This is a genomic window from Microbulbifer sp. VAAF005 (genome assembly GCF_030012985.1).
GTDB lineage: Bacteria > Pseudomonadota > Gammaproteobacteria > Pseudomonadales > Cellvibrionaceae > Microbulbifer.
Map to the genome: position 1 here is coordinate 2,625,372 of NZ_CP120233.1, position 22,570 is coordinate 2,647,941.

The window sequence follows — 22,570 nt, forward strand, 5'->3', positions numbered from 1 at the left end:
GCTCTCAATCTCGCCGCACTCTTAAAGCTAAGACACTTGTGAGAGCGCGGCTTAACGATTCCTACTGAAATATGAGGGGGACACACCAAATTGGCCATAAAAAGCCCGGCGAAAGCTATCATAGCTTGCAAACCCCACCTGCCGAGCCACCTGAACAAGGCTTGCTGATTCACAGGTGATTAAATCCCGCGCCCGGTTTAAACGGAGTTGGTTTAGATAATGTCCGGGGGTGCTATTAAGATGTTGTTTGAACAAGCGAGTTAACTGGCGATCGCTGACAGAAATACGCTCCGCCATATCGGAAACGCTGATTGATTTCTGGTAATTCTCCGACAGCCACTCCAATAGAGGATTGAGCCTCATACTGTCGCTGGATTGCACTTTAAGCAGATCAGAGTACTGTGACTGCCCTCCCCTGCGCTGAAGATAAACGACCAGATCTTTAGCCACGCTGGCCGCAATAGTATTGCCATAATCCTGGCGAATCACTTCCAGGGCCAAGTCGACTCCAGATAGAATTCCCGCTGAGGACCACAGTTTTCCACTTTCAATAAACAAAGGGTCCTGCTCAACCTGATAATTGACTGCTTGCTCGGCAAGCTGCCGGCAATGCCGCCAGTGAGTGGTAATGCGGTGCTTTTGTTCCGGAAATATATCTGTTAGTAAGAATGCACCTGTACAGATACTCAAGACACGCTCTGCTTTGTCTGCGATTGCACGCAGCGCATTTACCTGCTTAGGACTTAAGCGCAGCTGCCGCATCCCAGTACCGCCAGTAATGACCAGGTAATCAATTTCCCTATCCTGGTAAATATCAAAATCCACTGATAGGGCTTGGCCGTACGCGGTTTTAACTGATGCATTGGTTAAACCTATCAAACGACTTGTATAGGCCTCACTAACGAAACTATTAGTCTCCATAAAGGCATCCAAGGGCCCAAAAAGGTCTAACGCCTGGAATCCATCTGCAACAAAAAAACCTATCTTCTTGGTCATAGCATCTCCTCCACACAGGGAATTGTACTCCAGTGGGCGCGTCTGCTATGACACATTTACGACACAAAACGACATTGGTACTTCACCTAAACTAATTCAACATAGAACTACCTCCATGAAACTGAACCACCCAATCTCATAAGGCTGACAGAAAATTAGCTAGTCAGACCAAATCCCACAGCAATTAAAACCCTGCCATTCAACTACTCAATATTTGTAAGGTTCGTATTATCTAAACCGTTTGTACCAAATTGATCAGCTCTTATCCTAAGTAGGATGTTTTACTCAATAAAAAATAATCTTTAATAAAATACTCAATATGAAAATTAACCAACCATGATGCCGGTCAAGTAATAAAAATTAATTTAGAGTTAACCTTCAGTTTTATTCACCAAAAAAACTGCTGTTGTATTTTTCACCCACACCAAGTTTCCACTCTGTAAAAAACAACTTATCACTCCAAAAGCACCAATACCTAAAGCACAAGAAATACAGTAAGGATGTATTAAATGGCGTTACAGAAGTCCCCCGGACAAAAAAGAAAATCAATGGTACGTACAGTATGTATTTTAGTTTTCCTTATTCTGACTTACTTTCTGTCAAACTATTACTCTCGTGCCAACAATGAATCATTAAGTTGGATCGAAAATCATCAAGCTCTAGATGCTGAAGTAGTAGCGTTAAGAGAGGAGGAAGAAGAGTACCGGGGCCGCAAAGGTAAAAAGCGCTATCGTACAAATTACTATATTGACTACCAGTTTAACTATGAAGATGAGGACTTTGAATCCTCCGCAGAGGTTTCAAAAGGAATTTATAGTCAATATGAACAAGGTCAACCCATCAAAGTATGGTTTCCAGAGGGCGACATCTACGGGCATGTATTAGCGCAAAATGCTCAAAGAGATGTCGAAAATAACACACCTGTAGGAAACCTGATTCAAGCAGCACCTATCACTATAGGTATCTGCCTCGTCTTATATTGGATTTTAAGCTTCTTGTTTGTAAGGGAGTCAAAAAAAGCACTACCCGAGGGCTTTTATACTGAGACGTCCTGGCTTGATATCGATGATAACTACCTCGTCGCCTTAGAAGGAGATGAACTCGTCTATTTTGATATCCCGAAAGAACAGGCTTCAACTGCTCAATCCGCCTATCAAGCGGGGAAATCCCCTGAAGAAATATATCATTTGTGTAAACCTGATACCGCAGCACGAATCCCTCTCAATGAAATAAGTTCACTTAGCAGTGACCATAATTCAGATGTAATAACTATCAAGCACGGGGATAAGACCCATTCTGTTGAGTTCTTAAATCAAACAGTAAAAGCGCACGCATTAGAACGTATCGAGAAACAACTACCTGAGACAATGGATTATCAGTATATTCAGCGGTCTCGTTTGCAAGCCACTCTACCGTCACTTGTGATAGCAATACTGTTAATAGGCCTTATCTACTGGCTTGACTCATTTATTTTCCGTGCGATAGTTGGTTTTATTGGGCTAACCTCTGTGGCCCCGAACCTTTTGTCCAAATTAATTAGTCCGACAGAGACACGCCTCTGGGAGAAAGTCGAAGAAACCTCTGTAGAGCACGCATAGTGCAGAAGATGGCCAGCTTCGGCTGGCCGCTTTAATAGAGCTATCTGTTGCTCATAATCAAGCTCAGCTATACTGTCCCCAGAATAAACATAACGTCAGTCTGAAGACCCATTGGGATAGCAGAGATTATGAACTTCTCTTCATTAGCTTTTGCCATGCTCACCACAGCTACTACTCCTAATAGTTGTACAGATGGTATCGCTTTACTCCGTGGAGTAACAGCCATTACCGCTGAATACCCTTGGCTGAGTGCAGATAAAAAAGATTATATAGTCCGAGACTATCCACGAATGTATCTCGTGCTACCTAAAATACCAGGGGAGCAAACAGTCGGTAATGAACAGCCTAATGCTGCGGTGGATAAAGAAAGCTGCCAGGTTATTAATGTGTTTCTTTCGAGCTGATCTTATTTAGTATCTCAAAGCTCCCTACGGCTTAGTTCCGGGAGCTCTCCTCCTATCTACTACTACCCTTGCTCGGCATAAGTCAGTGTATTGTTATTTTCGTTACACTCATCGACGAGATTGGTAAAGTCAGCAGTTACCTCTAAAACCGCATCCGGATCAAAAACCCAGTAACCCAAAGTAAATACAATACTTACAGTGCCACCTGCTGGAATTGCAGGCGTAGCCTGTACATCGTTGGCTAGTGTATCAATATCTAAAAGGCGAGCCTGGCTGATTGGCGCTGCCAGAGCACCTATATTAGTGATATCGACCACGATAATGGATTGCCCGGTTCCAGGATTCCAGATCGGATCATAGATTTGGCTCACTATCAAGTCAGGTTTATTACATACACACAGACACATATAGTGATCATCTTCTTTGACACCATAAGGGGTTCCGACATAGCAAACCGGCTTATCGTCAAACTGATTGCCATAGAGCCAGTGAGATGATGGGTCATTGACAGGTTTCTCGATTATTTCAGGGTCGCGAGTTACCTTACAAACACTGGTAGATTCAAAATCATCTATCAAGTCAGTAGCAACCTCTGACTCAGGCACCCCTCCAACCCAAATTGCGCAAGTCCGACGACATGTCAGTGGGCCCTGCCCCTGCCAATAATTTGGAAACCAACCCGCTTCATAGTTTTGCATACTTAAATCTTGAATTGGATCTGCATAACTGGCAACCGTGAAGAAATAAGTAGTAACTACAATGAATATACGCAAAATAAATTTAGACATAACTCCCTCCTTTGAATTAAAAATACATATTGAATTTACCCAATATAGTGCACCTGCACATTTAAAACAGAATTTATGGGCAGGGCGATTGTAAGCAGACTTTACAGCAGATCTATTAAGATTGATAAAATTATGGCGGGCATTTTACTAGCGTGTAAAAAATTCAATAACAAATCAAATAATACCAATCTATAAATTTCTAAAAACAATTAGAGCTACTAAAATAACCTTCCAAAGGTTATTAACGTCAGAAGGTTAAAAGTAGCTAAAATAATTCACAAGTGGAATAACCAACCACCTATAATTCTCCCAGGCTATAAAATACAGCCATCATCCTACCGAACAGAGTCAGAAGCAGGTAAAGCTAGAATCCCTGGAGATAGCAATAAGGCCTGCAGAGCTCTCCATATACGTGAATCGCAGGCCACAAGGGCACCCAACTATCGCTACAGTTCAGCCAAGCTCCAAACTATGGTGAGTGCTACGCTAATAGATAACAAACATAAGTAGGCCATACCAACAAATGAATATTTACAAAGCGTCATGAACCAACCCTGCTGATATATTCGCTTCTGCATCCAAAATAAATATATCAGCACCCAAATAGACAGTGACACCAAAGCATTCTCATAAAGAGAAGACATTATTGAGTGACTGATTAACTTGCTGCTTATCATGTATAAGATATTGGCAATCAGGATACTTAAAAATATAAATGCATGACTGTGCAAAGCTACAATAAAATGCTCCATATAGAGCCTGCGCTTAAAAATATATAGCACCCACAACATTAAAGCGAATATAGGCAGCATTATTATTAGTGCATAGGGGAGTACTTTAAGAAAGGCCTTCTTTAAACGGTTTGGATCCTCAGTTACCTGCTTGATATTTTGATTAGCACTTTGAACCTTACCATCAATCCAATCTTGAAAAGGCTTCGGCAGCCCCTCAATATCCACCCTAATAAATCTGCTCTTTTTATCATCGGCAATGGTATTTCCTTCAGGTTGAATTTCAGGTGCCAAACCCTCTCTGGAGGCTATTTGCGGATCGCGATAACCTCTTTCAAACTCATTCTCGATGGCCTCTTTAAGCCCCTTTTCAGTTTCCTCTTTGGCTTTAATCAAACTGGCATCAATGTCATTAAGTTCAGCTAGTAAACCTTTCCGCTGAATCTCTTCAGCTCGTACTAATTCAGTCTCATGTGAAGAGGGGGCGATTCCCAATATCTCTGACCGGGAGCTTTCATGAGGTATATCAACGTCAGCAAGGGTAATATCCCAGTCTCCACTCAAACGAGTTACAAAAAGACTGGTGATACAGAGAAAAATAAATAGCCGTACAGGGCTTACATATCGAACACGACGACCAGAAAAATACTCTGTTGTTAAAAATCCTGGTCGGAAGAATAACGCAGGTATGGTTTTCCATGTTCTGGAGTCAAACGCCAACAAGGTATCTAAGAAATCACCGATTACAGATGAAAAATGCCGCACCATACCTTTAACGGGTTGACCACAAGCATAACAATGGGGACCTAACAACTGCGTACAGCAGTTTGCGCACTTATTATCTTCATTACAAACACTTGCTATTGATGTCGTACTACTCAAGACCTACTTCCTTCGATATTCCCTTTAACTACTTACCACAAGCAATCCGAAAGTCCAATTTTCTGAACTGAATTACGGATATAAAAATTTGCAATACAATATTCTGAATATAGACGGTGCTGCGAACGAACTCTTTAGCTTGAATAACTTAAAATCTAAACAGCACAGTTTCACCAACACCAACCATTAAACGCTTATACGTTTAATGGTTGGAATCCTATTAGGATATATCCTTATAACTCTGCCAAACTCCAAAATACAGTAAGAGCCGCACCAACAGATAATAAAACTAGATAGGCTAAACCCAAAAAAGAATACTTAAACAGGGTCATGATCCAACCCTGCTGATATACACGCTTTTGCATCCAAAAAAGATATATAGGAACCCAAAGAATTAATAGTGCCATCAAGCTGTTAAAAGATGAGGATATAAATGCGTACCCTTCCAGTTGACTACTTATACTATAAAACAGGTTGCCAATCAGAATACTCAGGCAGATAAAAGCCTGGCTGTGTAACGCTACAATCAGGTGCTCCATATAAAGTCTGCGTTTAAAGACGTAAAGCACCCACAGCATCATGGCAAATATTGGCAGTATGACTATAAGAGTTGACGGAAGAGCTCCCAAGAATGCTTTTTTGAAACGATTTGGATCATCGGTCACCCTTTCTACATTTTTATGGGCGCTCTCTACTTTACGGTTAACCCAATCTTCTAATGGTTTGGGAAGCCAATCAACTTGAAGAAACTCTCTATCTAACTCCCTAATAGTCTCATTCAATCCTGAGGCCAGTTCCTCTTTAGAAAGGTTTTCCGATCCATTCTGGCCTCCATCAATTTCACTTAAATCTTCATTGAGTTTATGCAAATCACCAGTAAGCTTCTCTTGTCCGCTAATCAGATTTTTCTCAACATCTTCCAAAACAGCGACAGCATAACTATTGTTAACGTGCTTTTCTTTGCCTTTTCGAATATCTTCGATGGCGTCGTTATAACCTTGGCTCGCTTTTTCAACATCGACTGACTCAACGTCTACATTTCCAAAATTAATAGCCCAATCACTGTTTATCTGGGTTACAAAGAAGCTGGTGATACATAGAAAGATAAACAAGCGTACAGGGCTGACATAACGCACCCGTCGACCAGAGAAATACTCAGCGGTTAAAAATCCAGGTCTAAAAAACAGAGAGGGTATTGTTTTCCATGTGCGGGAATCAAAAGCAAGCAGGGTATCAAAAAAGTCTCCAATGACTGAGGAGAAATGACGAACCATGCCTTTAACCGGCTGACCACAAGCATAGCAATGGGGCCCCAATAGCTCTGCATGACAATTGGCACAATGGTTTGGATTATAATCCGAATTATTTGTAGAGGTTGCAGTGCTCATTACCGCTCACCGAATCACTGATTATCTTATTCACCTGGCAAAAGCTTCCAGGCCCAAGTATCTGCTAACGAACCAGAACCGAAATACCTCAATTAGCAGAACTCTACTAATATCCCGAATATCAGCTGGAGTACAATTTTTTTATGACTTATAGGTATTAAGAGAGAGGTAAAAGAAACGCGCCGACTATTAGGCGCGTTTCGAAGGGAATTTGGCATAAATTGCCGGTTGCTAATTATCCAAAAGGAAGCGTGCAATTGTACGCAGGCCGTGCCCTTTAGCACCTGGCGCCCACTGATCATTGCCACTGGGCTGGTAAGAGCCTGAAAGGTCCATATGCACCCAATTGCGACCTTCATCCCGTACAAAGCGAGCCAGGAAGGAGGCTGCCGTAGATGCACCAGGACTTCCCTCAATACCAACATTGGCGATATCGGCAAAGTTGGACGGGGTTTGCTCGAGGTGGAAACGCTCTAAAGGAAGCCTCCACGCCTTTTCATTTTCCTCAGAAGCTGCAGACAATACCTTTTGGGCTGCTTCATCTTCAAAACTAAAGACAGAGTTGAAATCCCGACCTACAGCCATCTTTGCTGCACCGGTCAGAGTAGCGGCATCCAATAACCAGCGAGGATCTTCTTCCGAAGCTGCAATTAAACCATCGGCCAGCACCAGACGCCCTTCAGCATCGGTATTCAGTATTTCTACACTCACTCCGTTTTTATATTTAATAATATCGCCCAATTTAAAGGCATGACCGGAGATCAGATTTTCTGCGCAGCAGAGATAGAGTTTGACCCGCTTGTTGAGACCTCTGGCTATTGCAAGAGCCAAGCCTCCAGTTACCATGGCCGCGCCACCCATATCGGATTTCATTGTGGCCATGTTGTTGGACGGCTTAATGCTGTAGCCGCCGGAGTCAAAAGTAATTCCTTTACCCACCAAACACATATCAACCGGCGCCTGGTCATCACCCGTCGGGTTGAAGTCCACTTGTAACATCACCGGCTCACGTACACTACCACGCCCAACGTTGTGGATACCGACAAACCCTTCACGCAGCAGGTCATCCCCGGCAACTATACGGTAAGTTACCGCACTGGGAGCCAGCTTTTGCAGCATTTCTGCAGCGCTCTCCGCCAATACACGCGGAGACACATCATCAGGAGTACCATTAGTAATTTCACGAACCCAGCGACTGGCATTTTCACGGGCGGCGAGTTCTTTTAACTCGGCGCTGTCATCAGTCCCCCAGTCAATTTTGTTGGATTTACGCGGGTTAAAAAAACCTGCCCAAAATGCCCAGCGGCTTTCAATGCTCCAGCTTTCTCCTTTGAGGACAACATCGTTGACCCCCATACCATCGAGCTTTCGGGCAGCTCGCTGCGCTGCAACCAACACAGCGCCTTTCGCAGCGCTAATATGAATATTGGCAGCGCTACCATCAAAGCTCAGCAGAGCTGATTCTCCCCAGGGTTCCGGCGCAAAGCCCTCAACCAAATGAATATGCATAGCCTTTGTCATACAACACCTATTTTGAAACTTGTGTACCAATTTTATCGGTATTTCTCCTGCATTCTAACAGGACATTAAAAATACTTGATGATTGCACCGCCACCGAGTCGACAGATAAACTGTGAACCAAGACAAAATAACTATTAAGTAGAGAAATTCGTTAGGGAAGAATAAATGGCTGATTCCTGCCACTATCACACTAGCAAGACTGCATCCTGGCAGTGCCAGCCCTGCAACCGTCAGTTCTGTGGCGAGTGTATTCCGGGTTCGAGTACCAATTACCATGGGCAGGGTCCCGAATGCCCGCTCTGCCGCGATAGCCTGGAATATATTGGAGCCAGTAACAACGCCAAGCCTTTTTGGCAAATGGGGCTATTTTACTTTCTCTATGCTTTTAAGCCTGGCCCTCTAACAATCATGGCTGTTGCAGCAGCGGGCAGTATGGCAATAACGTCAATGGGTCTTCTGGCTCTTGTCGCTTTGGTAGCCATTGTAGCTGTTGTATCCCGCTACAATCTCTTGGTCATCGAAAGACTCGCAGGAGGCCAACTGGAAGCCCCTCCACTGGCAGATGCACTTGATGGCAATGGTGCAATGTTATTTCTGAAAGTCATTGGAATGACATTGATCGCCGGTTTCGTTGGCTACAAGCTTGTACAATTTACTGGAAGCCTCAATGTCATAATGATTTATGCAGCCGCCCTGTCATTTTTAGCGCCGGCTGCAATGATTGCCTTAGCGCTTACCCATAGTTTGAGGTCCGCAATCAACCCTCTCAAATTATTGGAATTTACCCTAATCATTGGCTGGCCCTATTGGTTGCTGTTAATTATTACCAATATCATTTCTTTCGCACCCAATATACTAATGGCCGTGGTCAGCGATAAACTGCCGGCTTGGGCAATTTTCCCGACCACAGCAGCCATTGTCTCTTACTTTTCCATCGTCTCAAGTGCTGTGATGGGGTATATCTGCTTAACTCGACAGCAAAAACTGGGAATAGCCTCAATACAAGAAGATGATGAAAATTACTTAGAGGAAAATGAATTCCTGTGTAAGCGCGCTCGGGCTGAAGCGCAAATATTTTTACGCGAAGGGGACTTCAAGGGCGCTCGCCAGGCTTTGGTTGAAGGGTTGCGCCGCTTCCCTAACGACGAAACTCTTAATGAGCGCTACTACCGCCTTTTACTTGCTACTGACGATAAAAAAGCCCTTCAGGAGCTGGGGCCACATCTATTAGAAAAATTTGTACAGATAAATCGCCCACATAAGGCAGCTGAACTGTATTTGGCCACAGAGCCCAGCCCGCCTGTGGCTAAGCCCGAGATACGCCATGCACTTGCCAAAGTGCTATACCAACAGCATAAGTACCAATTGGCAGCACAGCTGCTCAATAATTTACATAAAGAGGCCTATCCACAACTCGATGCTGCCTATCTGTTATTGGCACAAGTATATATGGATGGATTGGGTAGAGAAGACTTGGCAAAAAAACTACTGCACTTTGTCCGACAGAAATTTCCAGAGAGTGCTTTGCGTTCTGAAATCGATACCCTGTGGAAAGTACTTAACAGCACTGCCGAAATTCACTAAATAGCAAAATATGGGCAGCCATCTATGGTGGCTACCCTAAACCTAGCCCGATATTCACTACCAATGCTTTAGCGCCCGATTCCATAGATACAAACCTCGCGCAAAAACGTTGTAACCTTTATTCAAAAACCACCTAATGCCGGGTAGCTTCGACACCCTGGCCTTCCATTGCTCCTTGGGAGAGTTCTCCCAAATTGTAATAAAAGCTTCATAGCCTACTTTCAGATTTCCATCCGCATCCAATACATGCAACCGCTCACGGACAAACTCTAAATCTGTATTCAGTTCCTTCGCTTTATCTTCATCAATATGAACATCCTCCCAATCCACTTGGCAGGAGACGGACTTTTTCTTTTGTGCTGAAATTCCTGCGTTACAGACTGGACAAGCAGAATTATAAAAAACCCGAATCTTTTCAGGCATAAGCTAAAAATCCATTCTTTTTCTACCAGCGAAAACTACTTAGGGTGGTCAATATTATCGCGGTTCACCAACTCCCAGGGTAAACCATTATTTCGGTAGATCCGCTGATTTTTTTCTGGGTAGTCGGCAACATCATGTTGTAGTCGCTGGCCTACAACTATGCAACGCAAGGTCACTTCTCCCACATTGCGCATCACATGAGCTGGGCCACCAGCGGGGTAGCCAATAAAATCCCCTGCAGAAACCTGGTGGTGATCGTCACCAATACGCACATCGGCCCTACCCTCCAGGACATAAACACATTCGTCTTCAAAATAGTGACAATGGAATTCTGTGGATTCATAACCTGGCTCGATTTCGATCATATGGAAACCAAAGCCGGATATGCCGATAAGATCACCCAGGGACTTGTTTTTACGCACCGCATTGGCATTGAGGAAATGTACCTTGCGCTCCCCCTCCATCCCTGCAATTTCGGTCCCGGTCAAAATATAGCGACTCACTCTGCCCCCAATACATTACTTAATTATTTATAAGACATACCGAATTATGTTCTTCAACTTGAGGCAGCCATATCTTGGGTCATCTCTTTCACCTCGCGCGCGCGGCCTTCCTCACCCAAGCGACGATAGTAATTGACCAGAACCATTCCCAGCTTGGGAATCAAGGGGTGATTCACTCGCTGCTGTTTCAAGTGGCGCAGTAATTCCTCTAGCCATGGCCAGTCCTTTTCTTCCGCTGCACGCCGTGCCATCAGTAAGTTTGCCTTTCCGGTGAGCGCCTTTGGACTTTTTGTTGCCGCCAAGTAGCGGCGATAGCCACTTGCCAGGGTATGGCCATCGATCTCCAGATTTCCTGCCTGGGCAAATAAAGCGAGATTGGCCCGGTGGTAACCTTCACTCTCTGGCGCCGCTGAGGTCAGTTCTATATAGCGCTCAATCAGTGTTAAAGCCTGTGGATATTGCCGCACCGCTGAGGCTGCCGCTTCAGTGGCTTCCAGGATTTTTCCCTCTTCCAAAAAACGATCAATCCGCGCCAGGGCTACTCTTTGGGGGGACGGGGCCTCCTCTTCCTCCGGCATAGGTTCCACCATCGGGCGCCAGTACAACACCGCCAAAGTCAGGGCAAAACCCGCAAGTAAACCACCAGTATGAGCCCAGTAGGCAATGCTGGCATCTCCATACAAATAACCGAAAATCTCCTTACCCAACCACAGCGGTAACACCAGCAGCGCCGGTGCACTGAATTCGCCAAACATAAAACCAATGGTGTAAAAGAAACGTAGCCGGCGCACACCGTAAACCGCGACGAACATGCCCATAATTGCCGAGACCGCACCGGAGGCACCCACCATCGGTACATGGCTGCCGGATTCCACCAGCACATGCAGACCTGCTGCCGCCAATCCTCCCACCAGGTAGAGCCCTATAAACCACGCCCCACCCAGGGCTAGTTCAACAGACAAGCCAAACAACAGCAGAAACACCATATTGCCGATAAGGTGATCCCAGCTTCCGTGTAGAAACATATGGCCAAAGGCCCCAGCAATACTCGGGTCTGCCGGTATCAGCCCCAGTGCGTTGCTACTGACCCTATCCCGCAGTTGGGCAAACTCCTGCCTCTGTCGTAACCACTCGGTCTCACCCTCTGCTTCGAGCTTCGGCAACAGCCAGTGGTGGAATTCAGGGTTACCGAGGGATTCCCGGTAAAAAAACTCTTCCCCTTCCACACCCATCTGCGCTCTCCACTCTGGGTGCATTTCATTGACATACACAAGAAAGCGTTGCTCTTCGAGGTCCGGTAAGTCACTCTCAAAATAGTAATCTTCAGCTTCCTGCCAGCGAGCTTCATCCCCCCTTGATAGAAAACAAACATCAGCAAGTTAAGGGCAATCAACGCAAAACACATTAATGGCGGCCGGCGCCAGTCGGGTTTGTTTTGGATGGGGATGATCAGCACGGGCTTCCCTTATTGTGATTACATCAGCGCCCTGTGAGAAAACGCAGTAACACCGGTAAATGAACTTGCACCGACACAAAGGCCAGTGGGCTGAAAATACTATGAAATCCCGGAGGTGTCATGCCAGCCGGACCTCACTTACTTCCTGGTGGCACGGCCAATGATCGCCGGAACATCCCAACTGCGCAGATGCAGATCTCTCTGAGGGAAAGGTACCTCAATACCCTTATCGCGAAATTCCCGCAACAACTCCAAGTTGTACAGGGCATAGGAGTCTCCCAGGGAAGTCACCATATTGCTGTTGACCCACACCACCAACTTGAAGTCGAGGGCATTATCCCCGAACCCCATCAGCCACACCTCGGTTTTTCGCTTCCAGTCGGTATGGGTGATATTGACTCGAGCGGCAGCTTCCAGGGCAGCTTCCCGCACCAAATCTGGGTCCGAGGCATAAGACACACCAAAGGGTACGTGAATACGGCGCACAGGATCATCCAGTGTGTGGTTAATAACCCGGCCCGCAACAAACTCAGTGTTGGGCACCAAGATATCCACATTGTCCCGCGTGGTAATACGGGTTGAGCGCACGCTGATATCGCGGATACGGCCAAATACGCCCGACTCCAGCTCCACCAGATCACCCACTTTGAGAGGGCGCTCAAACAGCAAAATCAAACCGGAGATAAAATTCGAGAAGATCGCCTGTAGCCCAAAGCCAATACCTACCGACAGGGCTCCAGCGACCAGGGCCAACTTGGAGGTATCCAGGCCCAACATGCTGAGCACCACAATCAGGGCCGCGGAAATAAAGATGTAGTGCAACACCCGCCCAAGATTGTACATGGAGGATTCACTGGCATGCTCCCTGCGCACAAGCCGGCGCAGGAAGGCCTGGGTGAGTCCAGACAATAGCCAAGCCCCCACCAAGACCACAATCATCTTGGCGATCAAACGCAGGGTTATTGGGTTCTGAGCAACGGTAAATAGCTGATAATCCGCCAACTTACGCCAGCGGTTATAAGCTTGTCTTGCGCCCAGTGCGACTCGTTCGCGCACTGTTGCCCACCAACCCTGGCGCTCCTTGTAAACCTCCAGCTGGGCCTTTTCATAGCGCTGAATATCCTGTTCGAGGTCATTGGCGCGGGCCAAACCACTGCCAATACGCTCAAAGTAAGACCACCAGCGACTTAGGTCTTCATTCTCTTCATCTTCACGCCAGGCCACCACCTGGCGCTGGCGCACCGCCAGCTCCCGCGACGCACTTTCAATCACAGAGTTGGCGTTTTCCAATAAATCCCGACTGATAATCAGCGGGCGCTCTTCGCCCTCTTCATTCAAGACCTCATTGATGGATTGCAGCAACTCACTTTTGCGTTTTTCCAGCTGCTCCTCCAGCAAGTCCACTTCAAGCTGCATCAGGGTAAGGTCTTTCTGCATATTGATGGTGGGGTCAGTGGAGGGTTCTGTAGTGCTTTGAATACTGGTGCGGGTCGCAGAAATACGTTCGATTTTCTTTTCGTTCGCGGCAATATCCTTATCTATTTCCTCTGCATCTTTACTGGAGTAGACGAGGGTATCCAGAAGTCTCCGCAATTTAATTTCTGCGCTGTTAATCTTTTCCCGCCAGGTTCCCAGGAAAGTATTAACGGTACTCAGCTGCTCAATAATATTCAGGTGATTTATTTGAGCTAAAAGTAGGGCCTGCGCCGCCTCATCCTCCTCTCGTCCACTGGAATCCCGCAGCACAATCACTTGTTTACGCAGTAAAGATAGAGACTGGGACTGGGTTGATTTAAGTTGGCGAGCCTCCAGTTCTACGCCTTTCAACCTACGTCGGCCACGGCTGATGGCAGAATCAGCCTTGGCCCAGTTCAATACCGTTGGGTTTTCTGGAAAATCCACATCCGGCATTAAAGGGACTTTCAGGTACTCCTCTCGTTTTTTCCAGGTAATTGCGATCCCTTGTAAACTTTGGCTAATCTTTTCTGCGCCTTCCTGTAAGGCCTCATCCTCCGGCAAATCCTTTTCCCACTCCTCCCAGCTCTTTGTGACCAAGCTAAGCCATTCTCGTCGCTCTTCGGGAGAAGCACTGGTCCATCCAGTCCACCAATCGGCAGAGGGGTCAGCAAAATCTGGAACCTCCGGCTTAAACTCCTTGGGTTTACTACCGGGAAGCTGGGCGACACTGGAAACAGAGAGACAGGCGACACTAAAGAAAAGGAGAAATGAAAGGGCGAGGTGAAGAAAAGAAAATTCTTTGCCGGCACTACAACGAGGGATGAAAAGGCTGGCACCCGGCATAAAATACTTCTATCCGTGAAAAAATCCGGCACTAATAAAATAGGCGCCTACTGGGCCATATTGTTCAGTGTAGCCCAGGGACTTCCCTGCCCCATGCATTTACCTGAAGCGCCGACTTTGACGCAAACATTTTCTGTATACCCTGCGATATTCACGCATAGCCCGCCTAGTTGTTTTACCAGGCTCACCCGTACTGCGCAGCAAATTTGCCGCCCGGGCTTCACAGTAAATATCCCAATCCTTACGATCGACTCGTTTACCCTCTGAGCGGTGCCGCAAATGGCGGGGCGGATACGCTCGGGGGTATATTTTCTTTTTCGGAGCTAGGGGATTGCGATTAACATGCTGCCAATTGGGAGGGGGCGTGACCACCACGTATTGATTGTCCCTGGGGTCTAATAAAAAAAGGTACCATTACCCGCAAGCATATAATGCTTGTTACCCAAGGTAATGGGGGTTCCAAAAGGTACTCGGGAGACCCGAGCTCCCAGAGGCGGCTCAATCCGGGTATAGGCGTCGGGGCCTTTGCGGTAGAAATAACCATTTTTATAAAAAACTGTCTGGTTATTCACTTCGATAGGCTCAGCTCCGGGAGGCAGGTGGTCCGATCGAACCTGAGACTCCGAAACAGAACAGAAGAATACAAGAAATAGGGTAAGCAGGGATCGCATGGCTAAAGTCATCAGCAAATTGCAATCCGCTAAGGGTATTGTGCGAGTTTGGCAATCCCAAGCTTATCAACTTAACCTATCAACACAGCGATATGTGACTTCACGAAATTTTGGTCGGGTTGGAAATTAACCGCTCCCCGCCTGTAATGGCTCTTTATCTCGCACCACTTCCGACAGCACTTTAACTTCCTGTCCAGGCTGCAAGCGCTCAGCACCACGCACTATCACACGATCGCCCTTGGTGAGATCACCGCTTACCGACACCCATTCACCATCGCCACTACCGATACGCACAGATAATCGCTCTGCCTTATCCCCCTCGCCCACTCGATATACGAAGGTATCGCCATTTCTTAAAACCAAGGCATCCCTTGGCACAGACATGGTGGCCTGCGCCTGCGCAATGGGCACAGAGACCTGTACCGGCATACCGACAATCCAGTCCCACTGCTCCGGCGCACTCTGTGGCAAAGTTACCATCAGCTTAACTCGCCGGGAGCGATCGCTGGCCACAGGCACAAATTGACGTACCCGTCCGCTAAATAATTGATCATCCACCCGAGCCTCTCCCGGCAGAGAGACAGAATCACTGCGCAGCGCCACTGTGTCACCGATGCGAATCAGCGGCAGGGCCGTCAGGGGAATATCCGCCTCCACTTCCATCTGTGACATATCCAGGGCTCGCAGTAATTCCGAACCTGTGCGCACATATTCTCCCGCCTGTAATTCGCGGCTCACCACTAAAGTATCAAAGGGTGCATCAATGGCTGTTTTAGATAATTCATAGGCCCGTCGGTCGCGCTCAATTTGAGCCGCAATCAGGTCCTGAGCCATTGCCTCGCGCTCAGCCTGCTGCTCTTCCAGTGCAGCTCGGGAGGTACTATTGGTTTCCGCCAACTTACTCAGTCGATTTAACTGAGCATCCATATAGGTCAACCGCGCACGCAATTGTGCAATACGGCTGTCACTATTGCGCAGCTGTAATCGCCAATGAGTACTGTCCAACTCGGCTAGGCGCTCACCCTTTTTAATAAAGCTGCCGGGTTCAGCGACAAATTCCAACACACCATCCAGTTCAGAAGAAACCAGGATATCTCGTCGGCTCACCACCTCACCTGCAGACCACTGGCTCGGAGCAATTTCCCGAACTTGGGCCCGATCCACCAATACCGCAATAGGATCGCCCTGCGCCCAAACGCCATTGGCACCCAGAGATAAAACGATACCTGCGAGCAATTTCTTCATTGTGAACTCCTCAGGGCAAACCTTTCGCGCATAGCCGTAAATTTGGGTAGTGGCAGGCTGCCGGTTTGCAGTAATGCCGGCAATAAAACCAGGGTAAAGAGCGTGCTCACTGCCATGCCGCCCACGATCACTGCGGCCAGGCCGCGGTAAATAACACTGCCCTCACCGGGAGCAACCAACAGTGGCAACATGCCAAATACACTGGTCAGGGTACTCATAAAAATAGGGCGCAAACGCAGGCGCAAGGCCTGCTCTACAGCGTCCACCCGAGTACTACCCCCCATTTCTGCCGCTCGCGTCTGGTGTACCAGCAAAATAGCATTATTCACCACCAGGCCTAGCAGTATCACAAAGCCAATCATGGTGAGCAGATCCAGTGGTTGGAAATCGATCAAGTTTAAAATTTGTAGCGCCAACACGCCGCCCACTGTCGCCAGGGGCACGGTGAGCAGTACCAGAGAGGCATCCCGCAAGGAGCGGAACAGTGCGCTCATCAGCAGGAATAAAATTAGCAGCGCTAACAGGAAATTCTTGGAAAGCGAGGCCAACGCCTTATCCAGGTCACTGGCATTTCCTCCCACCAAAATACTCCCGTCAGCGGGCAGAGCTTCGCGAATCTTCGGCAATACATCCGCCTCCAGCTGTGCGCGCACCTCTTCGAGGGACACATCTTCCGGCGGTACTATATTCAGTGTAATAGTGCGCCGACCATCGACCCGGCGCAAACTGCCCGGCCCCACAGTCCGCTCCACACTGGCCAGTTGACTGAGCGGCACCACTTCCCCACGGGGCGTTACCAGCGGCGTATTTTGCAATTGCTCCGGGGTACTCCAGGGCTGCGCTTTAAAAATAATATCCAGGCGCTTTTCACCGTCAAAATACTCGCCGACATAGAGACCATTGCCCAGCGTTCGAACCAGTCCGCCCATATCCTGGCGATTCCAGCCCTGCTCCAACATTGCGCGATCATTGGGGCGCACTGTCAATTCAGGTTCTGATAAAGATAAGCCCGGGTTGGTCTGCACCGGCGTTCCCGGCATCACCTCTTCAACAACCTCTACCCCAAGGGCAGCCGCACGCATCAATGCTTCGGCATCACGGGATTGCAGATGTAAAGCAATGTTGCGGTCACCACCGAATTGGCCAAACAGATTACCCCGCGCAGCAAATCCCTGGAAATCAGGAATATCCACCAGGATTTCTTCCCGCAGGATTCTCTCCATCTCCTTGGCTTGATCCATATCCTTGACCCGCACTCCCATAGTGCCGCCATTGGGCCAGGTGATCACGTAGTAGTTCTTCAGGGCTGGTTCGCGCTCACCACTCATGTAGGGTGCCATGCGCTTATCCAACTCGTTGACGATTTCTGTTTCTAAAGTTTTGGTATTAGTGGATGCGGGGAAATTCATCCACACATCGACTGCATCCCTTTTTACCGGCGGTAAATAATCCAGGTTTGGTAAGAATAAATAAGTCGCAACCATGGGCATTAATAAAAGCCCCCCGATCACCTGCCAACGGCGAGTCCTGGTACTCGTCAAAGCCATTACCCGCGCAGTTATTTTTTCCCACACTCGGGAGAGACGGTCTTCAGTAGAGATAGAGGGTAGCCACAGACGCGCAGCCAGGGGAACCACAGCCACCGCAACCAACAGGGAAAACACCACAGCCACGGCAATAGTCAGGGCCAGGTCACCGAAGACCTGCCCTTCGACACTGTTAAGGAAAAATACCGGTAGGAATATCGCAACGGTTGTCGCAGTACTGGCCAACAGTGCACCCCACACCTGGCCCGCACCCTGCTCCGCAGCCTCCTCTGCCCCCCGACCTTTTTCTCTCAGGCGCACAATATTTTCCAACACTACGATCGCAGCATCGAGCACCATACCGGTAGCAAAGGCCAGTCCCGCCAGAGAAATTACATTCACGCTGCGGCCTGCGGCCGACAGCACCACAAAGGTCGAAAGTAATGAAATTGGAATCGCTGCGGCAACGATCAAAGTCGCACGCATGCGTCGCATAAACCACCAGAGCACTCCGACAGCTAATACGATACCCAAAATCATATTACCGCCGAGCAAGTTTAAAGCCCGATAAACAAATACCGATGCATCAAATGATTGCACCAGCACAAGCTGCTCAGCTTTTAATTTAGTTTCATTCAGCTCAGCGACTTTTTGCTTAACCCGCTCCAAAGTAGCCAGCATATTGGCATTGTTGGTACGGTTAATACGGAGAGAAACTGCCGGATTGCCATTTTGCGTGGTGACACCGCGGGATTCAGAAGGCCCCACCTTGACCTCGGCAATATCGCCCAAGCGCACCGGCTGTCCATTGCGCCACTCCAACACCAATTCAGATAAGTCTTTGGGCTCATACTCGCCGACAAAGCGCAGGGTATAGCGACGCCGCCCCACGTCGGTAAATCCGCCGGATACATCCCTGGCAGACGCCAGCTGCCGACTCACTGTAGGCAGCTCTACTCCCAGTTCAGCTGCTTTCCAGGGATCAAAAATAATCTGTAACTCTTCCTGTGCCGCACTCCCAGACTGGGCCTGGACACTGGCAACTCCGGGCACCGACTCCAACTCCGGGCGCAGTACATCTTCAATCAGGCCGGCGTAGTCATCCAGGTTATTCTGGTTATCAGGTAATTTTTGTAGAAAGAAATAGGTCAGTGCTGTGGCATCGCCACCCCAGCCACCCAGCATTACTCGCGGTGGCTCCGCATCCCTAGGCAGTGGCGGCAGGCTGCTCATACGGCTGATAACGTCAATTAGCACCTTATTCATATCGGTGCCCATGGCAAATTCCAGATTTGCCCAGGCGCCGCCGCGACCGGCGTTGACTTGCATCATTTCCAGACCGGTGAGGCCCTGTAATACGGATTCGATCGGCTCGACAATTTCCGCCTCCACCTCTTTCGGTGCGGCCGCTCTCCAGCCTGCCTGGATAGCGATACGAGGATTGTCGATATCGGGGAAAAGTTGAACCGGCAGCTGGCTGGCGAGGAAAGCTCCAAGCAGAACAGCCATAACCACTGCGACCCCCGCAGCAGCGGGATTTTTTAAAGCGGCGCGTGTTAATGCCATTACTTCAGCCCCAGTTTTTTATTGGGACTGAAGGCTAGCGGAATATGAATTCCTTACAAGGCAATTGCGACTAGTTGCCAGGAAAATTCGATCAGGCCATGAAGAGCCCGTTTATTCGCCGGAAAGAAAAAACAAATTCACAAAATGAAATCCATGTCTTTAGAGGCAGCGCTATAGCTGAAAAACCCAGCTGCTTTGCTGCCTCAACCGAGAGCCATAAAAAATTTATGAATCAGAGGAAGTGCTGGACTTTATTTTTATAGCTGCGGCTCATTTTTAAACACTCGCCGCTATCTAATACCAGATGGTATTCGCCATTAATATGGGCACGAATCTCCCTTACCCGACTTAAATTGACGATGGTTGACCTGTGTATACGCTGGAAAAGTTTCGGGTCCAACTGCTGCTCCAGCTCTTTCATGGTAATACGCATCACATGGGTCTCACCCCGAGCGTGCACACACATATAATCACCGGCAGCATCGATCCAGTCGATTTCACTGGAGGGCACCAAAGTTATTTTGCCCGCATCTTTCACTGCAATTTTGTCCGGATAGGCACTGCCGGCAAATTGCCCGCTAACCAGCTTCTGCTCCAGCACCTCAGGGGATTCCTTGGTCAGATCGGCAACAGCTTCGAGTAATTGCTCTCGTTGGTTAGCGATATCAGCGTTGGCTCTCTGCTCCCTGACCCGGGTAAGCGCCAACTCCAAGCGCTCTTCTTCGATGGGTTTTAGTACGTAGTCCACCGCATTGATTTCAAAAGCCTCTACCGCATACTGGTCGTAGGCCGTGACAAAAACGACATGAGGGAGAGAGTCCACCGGAATCAACTGGACCAGTTGCAAACCGTTTACGCCGGGCATCTGGATATCCACAAATGCTACATCGGGCTTCAGCTCCAGTATTTTCTCCAGCGCATCGCGACCGTTGCCGCTCTCTGCAACCACCTCGATATCAGCCATTTGCTCCAGGCGCAGCCGCAAGCCGCGACGAGCCAGGGGTTCATCATCGACAACGATCGCCCTCAGGGTCTCTACTCCACTCATCTTTTTATTCCTGTTCAAAGGGAATACGAATATTTACCGACAAGCCCCCTTCCGGGCGGTTGCGGAAACGCACTCTCTGGTCATCGCCATAAAGGGCCTTAAGGCGCTCACAGGTATTGCGAATACCCACTCCGTAGCCTTTGCCAATCAGGCGCAGCTCCTCTTCCGACATGCCGGGGCCGTTATCGCTGACCTCCAATAACAATTCGCCAGCGAAAACCCGTGACTTGATGCCAATCTCACCGCCCCACTCCAGTTGTGAAATCCCGTATTTGATCGCGTTTTCAACCAGCGGTTGCAACAGCAGGCTCGGCACCAGGGCCTGGGGGGACTCTCCTTGCAAATCCAAATTCACTCCTAAGCGATCGGCGAAGCGCACCTTCTCAATGTCCAGATACAACATCAGCGCCTCAACTTCCTTCGCCAAGGTGACCTTCTGCATAGGGTCATTATCCAGAGAGTGGCGCAAGAATTGGGACAGGCGCGTCACCATATTGTTGGCCGTACGCCCGTCATTATCGAGGATCAAAGTAGAAATTGCGTTGAGCGTATTAAACAGGAAGTGCGGATTTAACTGGTAGCGCAGCATTTTCAATTGAGCCTGGTGCGCCATTGATTCGGCCCGCAGCGCCTTCTCCTGCTGGGCCTGAGAGGAGCGGTAATATTTGATGCCGTAATAGAGCGCCGCCCAAGTCATCAGAATCAGAAATGAATAGGTGAACCAGTAGATAGCCAGGAGTGCCGGGTGCTCATCACCATCGTGACCATAAAGCCACAGGGAGCCGGCGAATTTTATTGCTGCCCAAATCACCGCCGCCATGACCACCAGCAGTAAAGAGCCTAGCAATCGCATTGCTGGAGGCTTGCTCCACAGGCGGTGAAAACCCAAGCGCATGCTCTCGCTGAGAACAACCCCCGCTGTAGTGGCAACTATGATGTAGCCAGAGTGAATCCAGTGATCATTCACCCAGAAAAAACTGCCTACAAAGGTCAACAGCGTATAGCCCCCCCAACCAGAAAGCTGCAAGGCCCAGTACTGTGAGCGACGACTGGCCAGCTTCTGTGAGAGCCACTGAAGTGTTTTGCTTCCCATAATCTCCCGCTTATTGGGTAAAAATCTATGCGCCGATTTGACACTAATCGGCAGCTTCATACTAAATGGCGTCGAAAGCCGGCGAAACACCAACCGGCGCAGCAAAGAGACAAACTGCCGCATGACCTACTGGTTATTTAAATCTGAACCCGATGAATACAGCCTCCAGGACCTCGCTGCCGAATCCGGCGGTTGCGGTCGCTGGGATGGTATCCGCAATTACCAGGCACGCAATTTTTTGCGCGATAAGGTGAAGGAAGGAGATGGCGTGCTGTTTTATCACAGTGCCTGTAAGGTGCCGGCAGTTGTGGGCACCGCTGAAGTGGTTCGCTCTGCCTACCCCGATCCGGCCCAGTTCGACCCGGAAAGCAAGTACTTTGACCCCAAGGCCAGCGAGGATAAACCGCGCTGGTACTGCGTGGATATTCGCTGGCGAAGTGAGTTCCAACGGCCGGTGCCCCTCGCAGAAATCAAGGGCATCCCCCAATTGGCTGAGATGGTGCTGGTAAAACAGGGGCGCCTGTCTATCCAGCCAGTTTCCGGTGACGAGTGGCAGCTACTCCAGCAATTGGGAAGCTCCACGCCGCGCTAAACGATACCTTTTGTCTGGGCGATATACAGGCTCAGCAACGATAGCAGGGTCAATAACGCTAACAAGCCGAGTAACAGTATCCAGGGGCGGAAAGGCTTGCGCTCGACACTGTTGATGCCGGACTGCAGGTATTTATCGACCTTGGCCTGGTCTTCATCGGAGAGTTTCTTTTCAGACGGATCTAACATGGGCACTTTCGCTCGTTATTTTTGTGCCCTGAGTTTAGGAGAAAGCTATCTACAGCTCCACAAAAA

Annotated in this window: 19 protein-coding genes; 4 read left to right on the plus strand and 15 right to left on the minus strand. The window is 48.5% G+C overall.

The window, feature by feature from the left end; translation table 11 throughout:
* Nucleotides 1–51: 51 nt before the first annotated feature.
* Nucleotides 52–996 carry a GlxA family transcriptional regulator gene (locus tag P0078_RS11645; RefSeq protein ID WP_282934496.1) on the minus strand — a complete coding sequence of 315 codons (945 nt, stop codon included), beginning with the start codon at nucleotides 994–996 and terminating at the stop codon, nucleotides 52–54.
* 509 nt (nucleotides 997–1,505) lie between these two features.
* Between P0078_RS11645 and P0078_RS11650 the strand changes: the two genes are divergently transcribed.
* Together P0078_RS11650 and P0078_RS11655 are read left to right on the plus strand one after the other, a co-directional pair.
* Nucleotides 1,506–2,594: a hypothetical protein gene (locus tag P0078_RS11650; RefSeq protein WP_282934497.1), complete on the plus strand. Its 1,089-nt coding sequence runs from the start codon at nucleotides 1,506–1,508 to the stop codon at nucleotides 2,592–2,594.
* A 128-nt stretch (nucleotides 2,595–2,722) separates the two neighbouring features.
* The gene (locus P0078_RS11655) at nucleotides 2,723–2,998 is read left to right on the plus strand and encodes a hypothetical protein (RefSeq protein ID WP_282934498.1); all 276 of its coding nucleotides are present in this window, start codon (nucleotides 2,723–2,725) and stop codon (nucleotides 2,996–2,998) included.
* 62 nt (nucleotides 2,999–3,060) lie between these two features.
* Here P0078_RS11655 and P0078_RS11660 read toward each other — a convergent pair whose 3' ends face one another.
* The 4 genes from P0078_RS11660 to pepB form a co-directional block, all read right to left on the minus strand.
* Nucleotides 3,061–3,786, minus strand: coding sequence for a CARDB domain-containing protein (locus P0078_RS11660; RefSeq protein ID WP_282934499.1), 726 nt, complete (start codon nucleotides 3,784–3,786; stop codon nucleotides 3,061–3,063).
* Between the two features lie 446 nt (nucleotides 3,787–4,232).
* Nucleotides 4,233–5,399 carry a DUF3667 domain-containing protein gene (locus P0078_RS11665; protein ID WP_282934500.1) on the minus strand — a complete coding sequence of 389 codons (1,167 nt, stop codon included), beginning with the start codon at nucleotides 5,397–5,399 and terminating at the stop codon, nucleotides 4,233–4,235.
* 233 nt (nucleotides 5,400–5,632) lie between these two features.
* Nucleotides 5,633–6,787: a DUF3667 domain-containing protein gene (locus P0078_RS11670; RefSeq protein ID WP_282934501.1), complete on the minus strand. Its 1,155-nt coding sequence runs from the start codon at nucleotides 6,785–6,787 to the stop codon at nucleotides 5,633–5,635.
* A 231-nt stretch (nucleotides 6,788–7,018) separates the two neighbouring features.
* Nucleotides 7,019–8,308, minus strand: a complete 1,290-nt coding sequence (gene pepB / locus P0078_RS11675) for an aminopeptidase PepB (RefSeq protein ID WP_282934502.1) — start codon at nucleotides 8,306–8,308, stop codon at nucleotides 7,019–7,021.
* A gap of 165 nt (nucleotides 8,309–8,473) precedes the next feature.
* Between pepB and P0078_RS11680 the strand changes: the two genes are divergently transcribed.
* Nucleotides 8,474–9,892, plus strand: coding sequence for a hypothetical protein (locus tag P0078_RS11680; protein ID WP_282934503.1), 1,419 nt, complete (start codon nucleotides 8,474–8,476; stop codon nucleotides 9,890–9,892).
* Between the two features lie 57 nt (nucleotides 9,893–9,949).
* Here P0078_RS11680 and P0078_RS11685 read toward each other — a convergent pair whose 3' ends face one another.
* The 9 genes from P0078_RS11685 to P0078_RS11725 all read right to left on the minus strand — a co-directional run bounded on the left by P0078_RS11685 (nucleotide 9,950) and on the right by P0078_RS11725 (nucleotide 21,724).
* Entirely contained in the window at nucleotides 9,950–10,315 is a 366-nt protein-coding gene (locus P0078_RS11685) for a thiol-disulfide oxidoreductase DCC family protein (protein WP_282934504.1), read from the minus strand.
* Nucleotides 10,316–10,350: 35 nt separating this feature from the next.
* Nucleotides 10,351–10,818 carry a cupin domain-containing protein gene (locus P0078_RS11690; RefSeq protein ID WP_282934505.1) on the minus strand — a complete coding sequence of 156 codons (468 nt, stop codon included), beginning with the start codon at nucleotides 10,816–10,818 and terminating at the stop codon, nucleotides 10,351–10,353.
* Between the two features lie 53 nt (nucleotides 10,819–10,871).
* Nucleotides 10,872–12,050, minus strand: coding sequence for a rhomboid family intramembrane serine protease (locus P0078_RS11695; RefSeq protein ID WP_282934506.1), 1,179 nt, complete (start codon nucleotides 12,048–12,050; stop codon nucleotides 10,872–10,874).
* Nucleotides 12,051–12,412: 362 nt separating this feature from the next.
* Entirely contained in the window at nucleotides 12,413–14,575 is a 2,163-nt protein-coding gene (locus tag P0078_RS11700) for a mechanosensitive ion channel family protein (RefSeq protein WP_282934507.1), read from the minus strand.
* Between the two features lie 395 nt (nucleotides 14,576–14,970).
* The gene (locus P0078_RS11705; RefSeq protein ID WP_282934508.1) at nucleotides 14,971–15,258 is read right to left on the minus strand and encodes a DUF6515 family protein; all 288 of its coding nucleotides are present in this window, start codon (nucleotides 15,256–15,258) and stop codon (nucleotides 14,971–14,973) included.
* Nucleotides 15,259–15,372: 114 nt separating this feature from the next.
* Nucleotides 15,373–16,491, minus strand: coding sequence for an efflux RND transporter periplasmic adaptor subunit (locus P0078_RS11710; RefSeq protein WP_282934509.1), 1,119 nt, complete (start codon nucleotides 16,489–16,491; stop codon nucleotides 15,373–15,375).
* Nucleotides 16,488–19,583 (minus strand): efflux RND transporter permease subunit, encoded by a 3,096-nt coding sequence (locus tag P0078_RS11715; RefSeq protein WP_282934510.1) that lies wholly within the window; start codon nucleotides 19,581–19,583, stop codon nucleotides 16,488–16,490. Before P0078_RS11715 ends, P0078_RS11710 begins: the two co-directional genes overlap by 4 nt.
* Before the next feature lie 232 nt (nucleotides 19,584–19,815).
* Nucleotides 19,816–20,631 (minus strand): LytR/AlgR family response regulator transcription factor, encoded by an 816-nt coding sequence (locus P0078_RS11720; protein WP_282934511.1) that lies wholly within the window; start codon nucleotides 20,629–20,631, stop codon nucleotides 19,816–19,818.
* A 4-nt stretch (nucleotides 20,632–20,635) separates the two neighbouring features.
* Nucleotides 20,636–21,724: a sensor histidine kinase gene (locus tag P0078_RS11725; protein WP_282934512.1), complete on the minus strand. Its 1,089-nt coding sequence runs from the start codon at nucleotides 21,722–21,724 to the stop codon at nucleotides 20,636–20,638.
* Between the two features lie 121 nt (nucleotides 21,725–21,845).
* On the opposite strand from P0078_RS11725, the gene P0078_RS11730 reads away from it, so the two are divergent.
* On the plus strand, nucleotides 21,846–22,316 hold the full coding sequence (locus P0078_RS11730; RefSeq protein ID WP_282934513.1) for an EVE domain-containing protein: 471 nt from the start codon (nucleotides 21,846–21,848) through the stop codon (nucleotides 22,314–22,316).
* Here the strand turns inward: P0078_RS11730 and P0078_RS11735 are convergent.
* On the minus strand, nucleotides 22,313–22,504 hold the full coding sequence (locus P0078_RS11735) for a DUF3094 family protein (RefSeq protein ID WP_282934514.1): 192 nt from the start codon (nucleotides 22,502–22,504) through the stop codon (nucleotides 22,313–22,315). The two genes, P0078_RS11730 and P0078_RS11735, sit on opposite strands and share 4 nt — an antisense overlap.
* Nucleotides 22,505–22,570 lie beyond the last annotated feature (66 nt).

What these genes read in the sequence shown, in the direction of transcription:
- P0078_RS11645 (WP_282934496.1), bottom strand. Translation starts at nt 996, where the DNA reads ATGACCAAGAAGATAGGTTTTTTTGTTGCAGATGGATTCCAGGCGTTA.
- P0078_RS11650 (WP_282934497.1), top strand. Translation starts at nt 1,506, where the DNA reads ATGGCGTTACAGAAGTCCCCCGGACAAAAAAGAAAATCAATGGTACGT.
- P0078_RS11655 (WP_282934498.1), top strand. Translation starts at nt 2,723, where the DNA reads ATGAACTTCTCTTCATTAGCTTTTGCCATGCTCACCACAGCTACTACT.
- P0078_RS11660 (WP_282934499.1), bottom strand. Translation starts at nt 3,786, where the DNA reads ATGTCTAAATTTATTTTGCGTATATTCATTGTAGTTACTACTTATTTC.
- P0078_RS11670 (WP_282934501.1), bottom strand. Translation starts at nt 6,787, where the DNA reads ATGAGCACTGCAACCTCTACAAATAATTCGGATTATAATCCAAACCAT.
- pepB (WP_282934502.1), bottom strand. Translation starts at nt 8,308, where the DNA reads ATGACAAAGGCTATGCATATTCATTTGGTTGAGGGCTTTGCGCCGGAA.
- P0078_RS11680 (WP_282934503.1), top strand. Translation starts at nt 8,474, where the DNA reads ATGGCTGATTCCTGCCACTATCACACTAGCAAGACTGCATCCTGGCAG.
- P0078_RS11685 (WP_282934504.1), bottom strand. Translation starts at nt 10,315, where the DNA reads ATGCCTGAAAAGATTCGGGTTTTTTATAATTCTGCTTGTCCAGTCTGT.
- P0078_RS11695 (WP_282934506.1), bottom strand. Translation starts at nt 12,050, where the DNA reads ATGGGTGTGGAAGGGGAAGAGTTTTTTTACCGGGAATCCCTCGGTAAC.
- P0078_RS11700 (WP_282934507.1), bottom strand. Translation starts at nt 14,575, where the DNA reads ATGCCGGGTGCCAGCCTTTTCATCCCTCGTTGTAGTGCCGGCAAAGAA.
- P0078_RS11705 (WP_282934508.1), bottom strand. Translation starts at nt 15,258, where the DNA reads ATGACTTTAGCCATGCGATCCCTGCTTACCCTATTTCTTGTATTCTTC.
- P0078_RS11710 (WP_282934509.1), bottom strand. Translation starts at nt 16,491, where the DNA reads ATGAAGAAATTGCTCGCAGGTATCGTTTTATCTCTGGGTGCCAATGGC.
- P0078_RS11715 (WP_282934510.1), bottom strand. Translation starts at nt 19,583, where the DNA reads ATGGCATTAACACGCGCCGCTTTAAAAAATCCCGCTGCTGCGGGGGTC.
- P0078_RS11720 (WP_282934511.1), bottom strand. Translation starts at nt 20,631, where the DNA reads ATGAGTGGAGTAGAGACCCTGAGGGCGATCGTTGTCGATGATGAACCC.
- P0078_RS11725 (WP_282934512.1), bottom strand. Translation starts at nt 21,724, where the DNA reads ATGGGAAGCAAAACACTTCAGTGGCTCTCACAGAAGCTGGCCAGTCGT.
- P0078_RS11730 (WP_282934513.1), top strand. Translation starts at nt 21,846, where the DNA reads ATGACCTACTGGTTATTTAAATCTGAACCCGATGAATACAGCCTCCAG.
- P0078_RS11735 (WP_282934514.1), bottom strand. Translation starts at nt 22,504, where the DNA reads ATGTTAGATCCGTCTGAAAAGAAACTCTCCGATGAAGACCAGGCCAAG.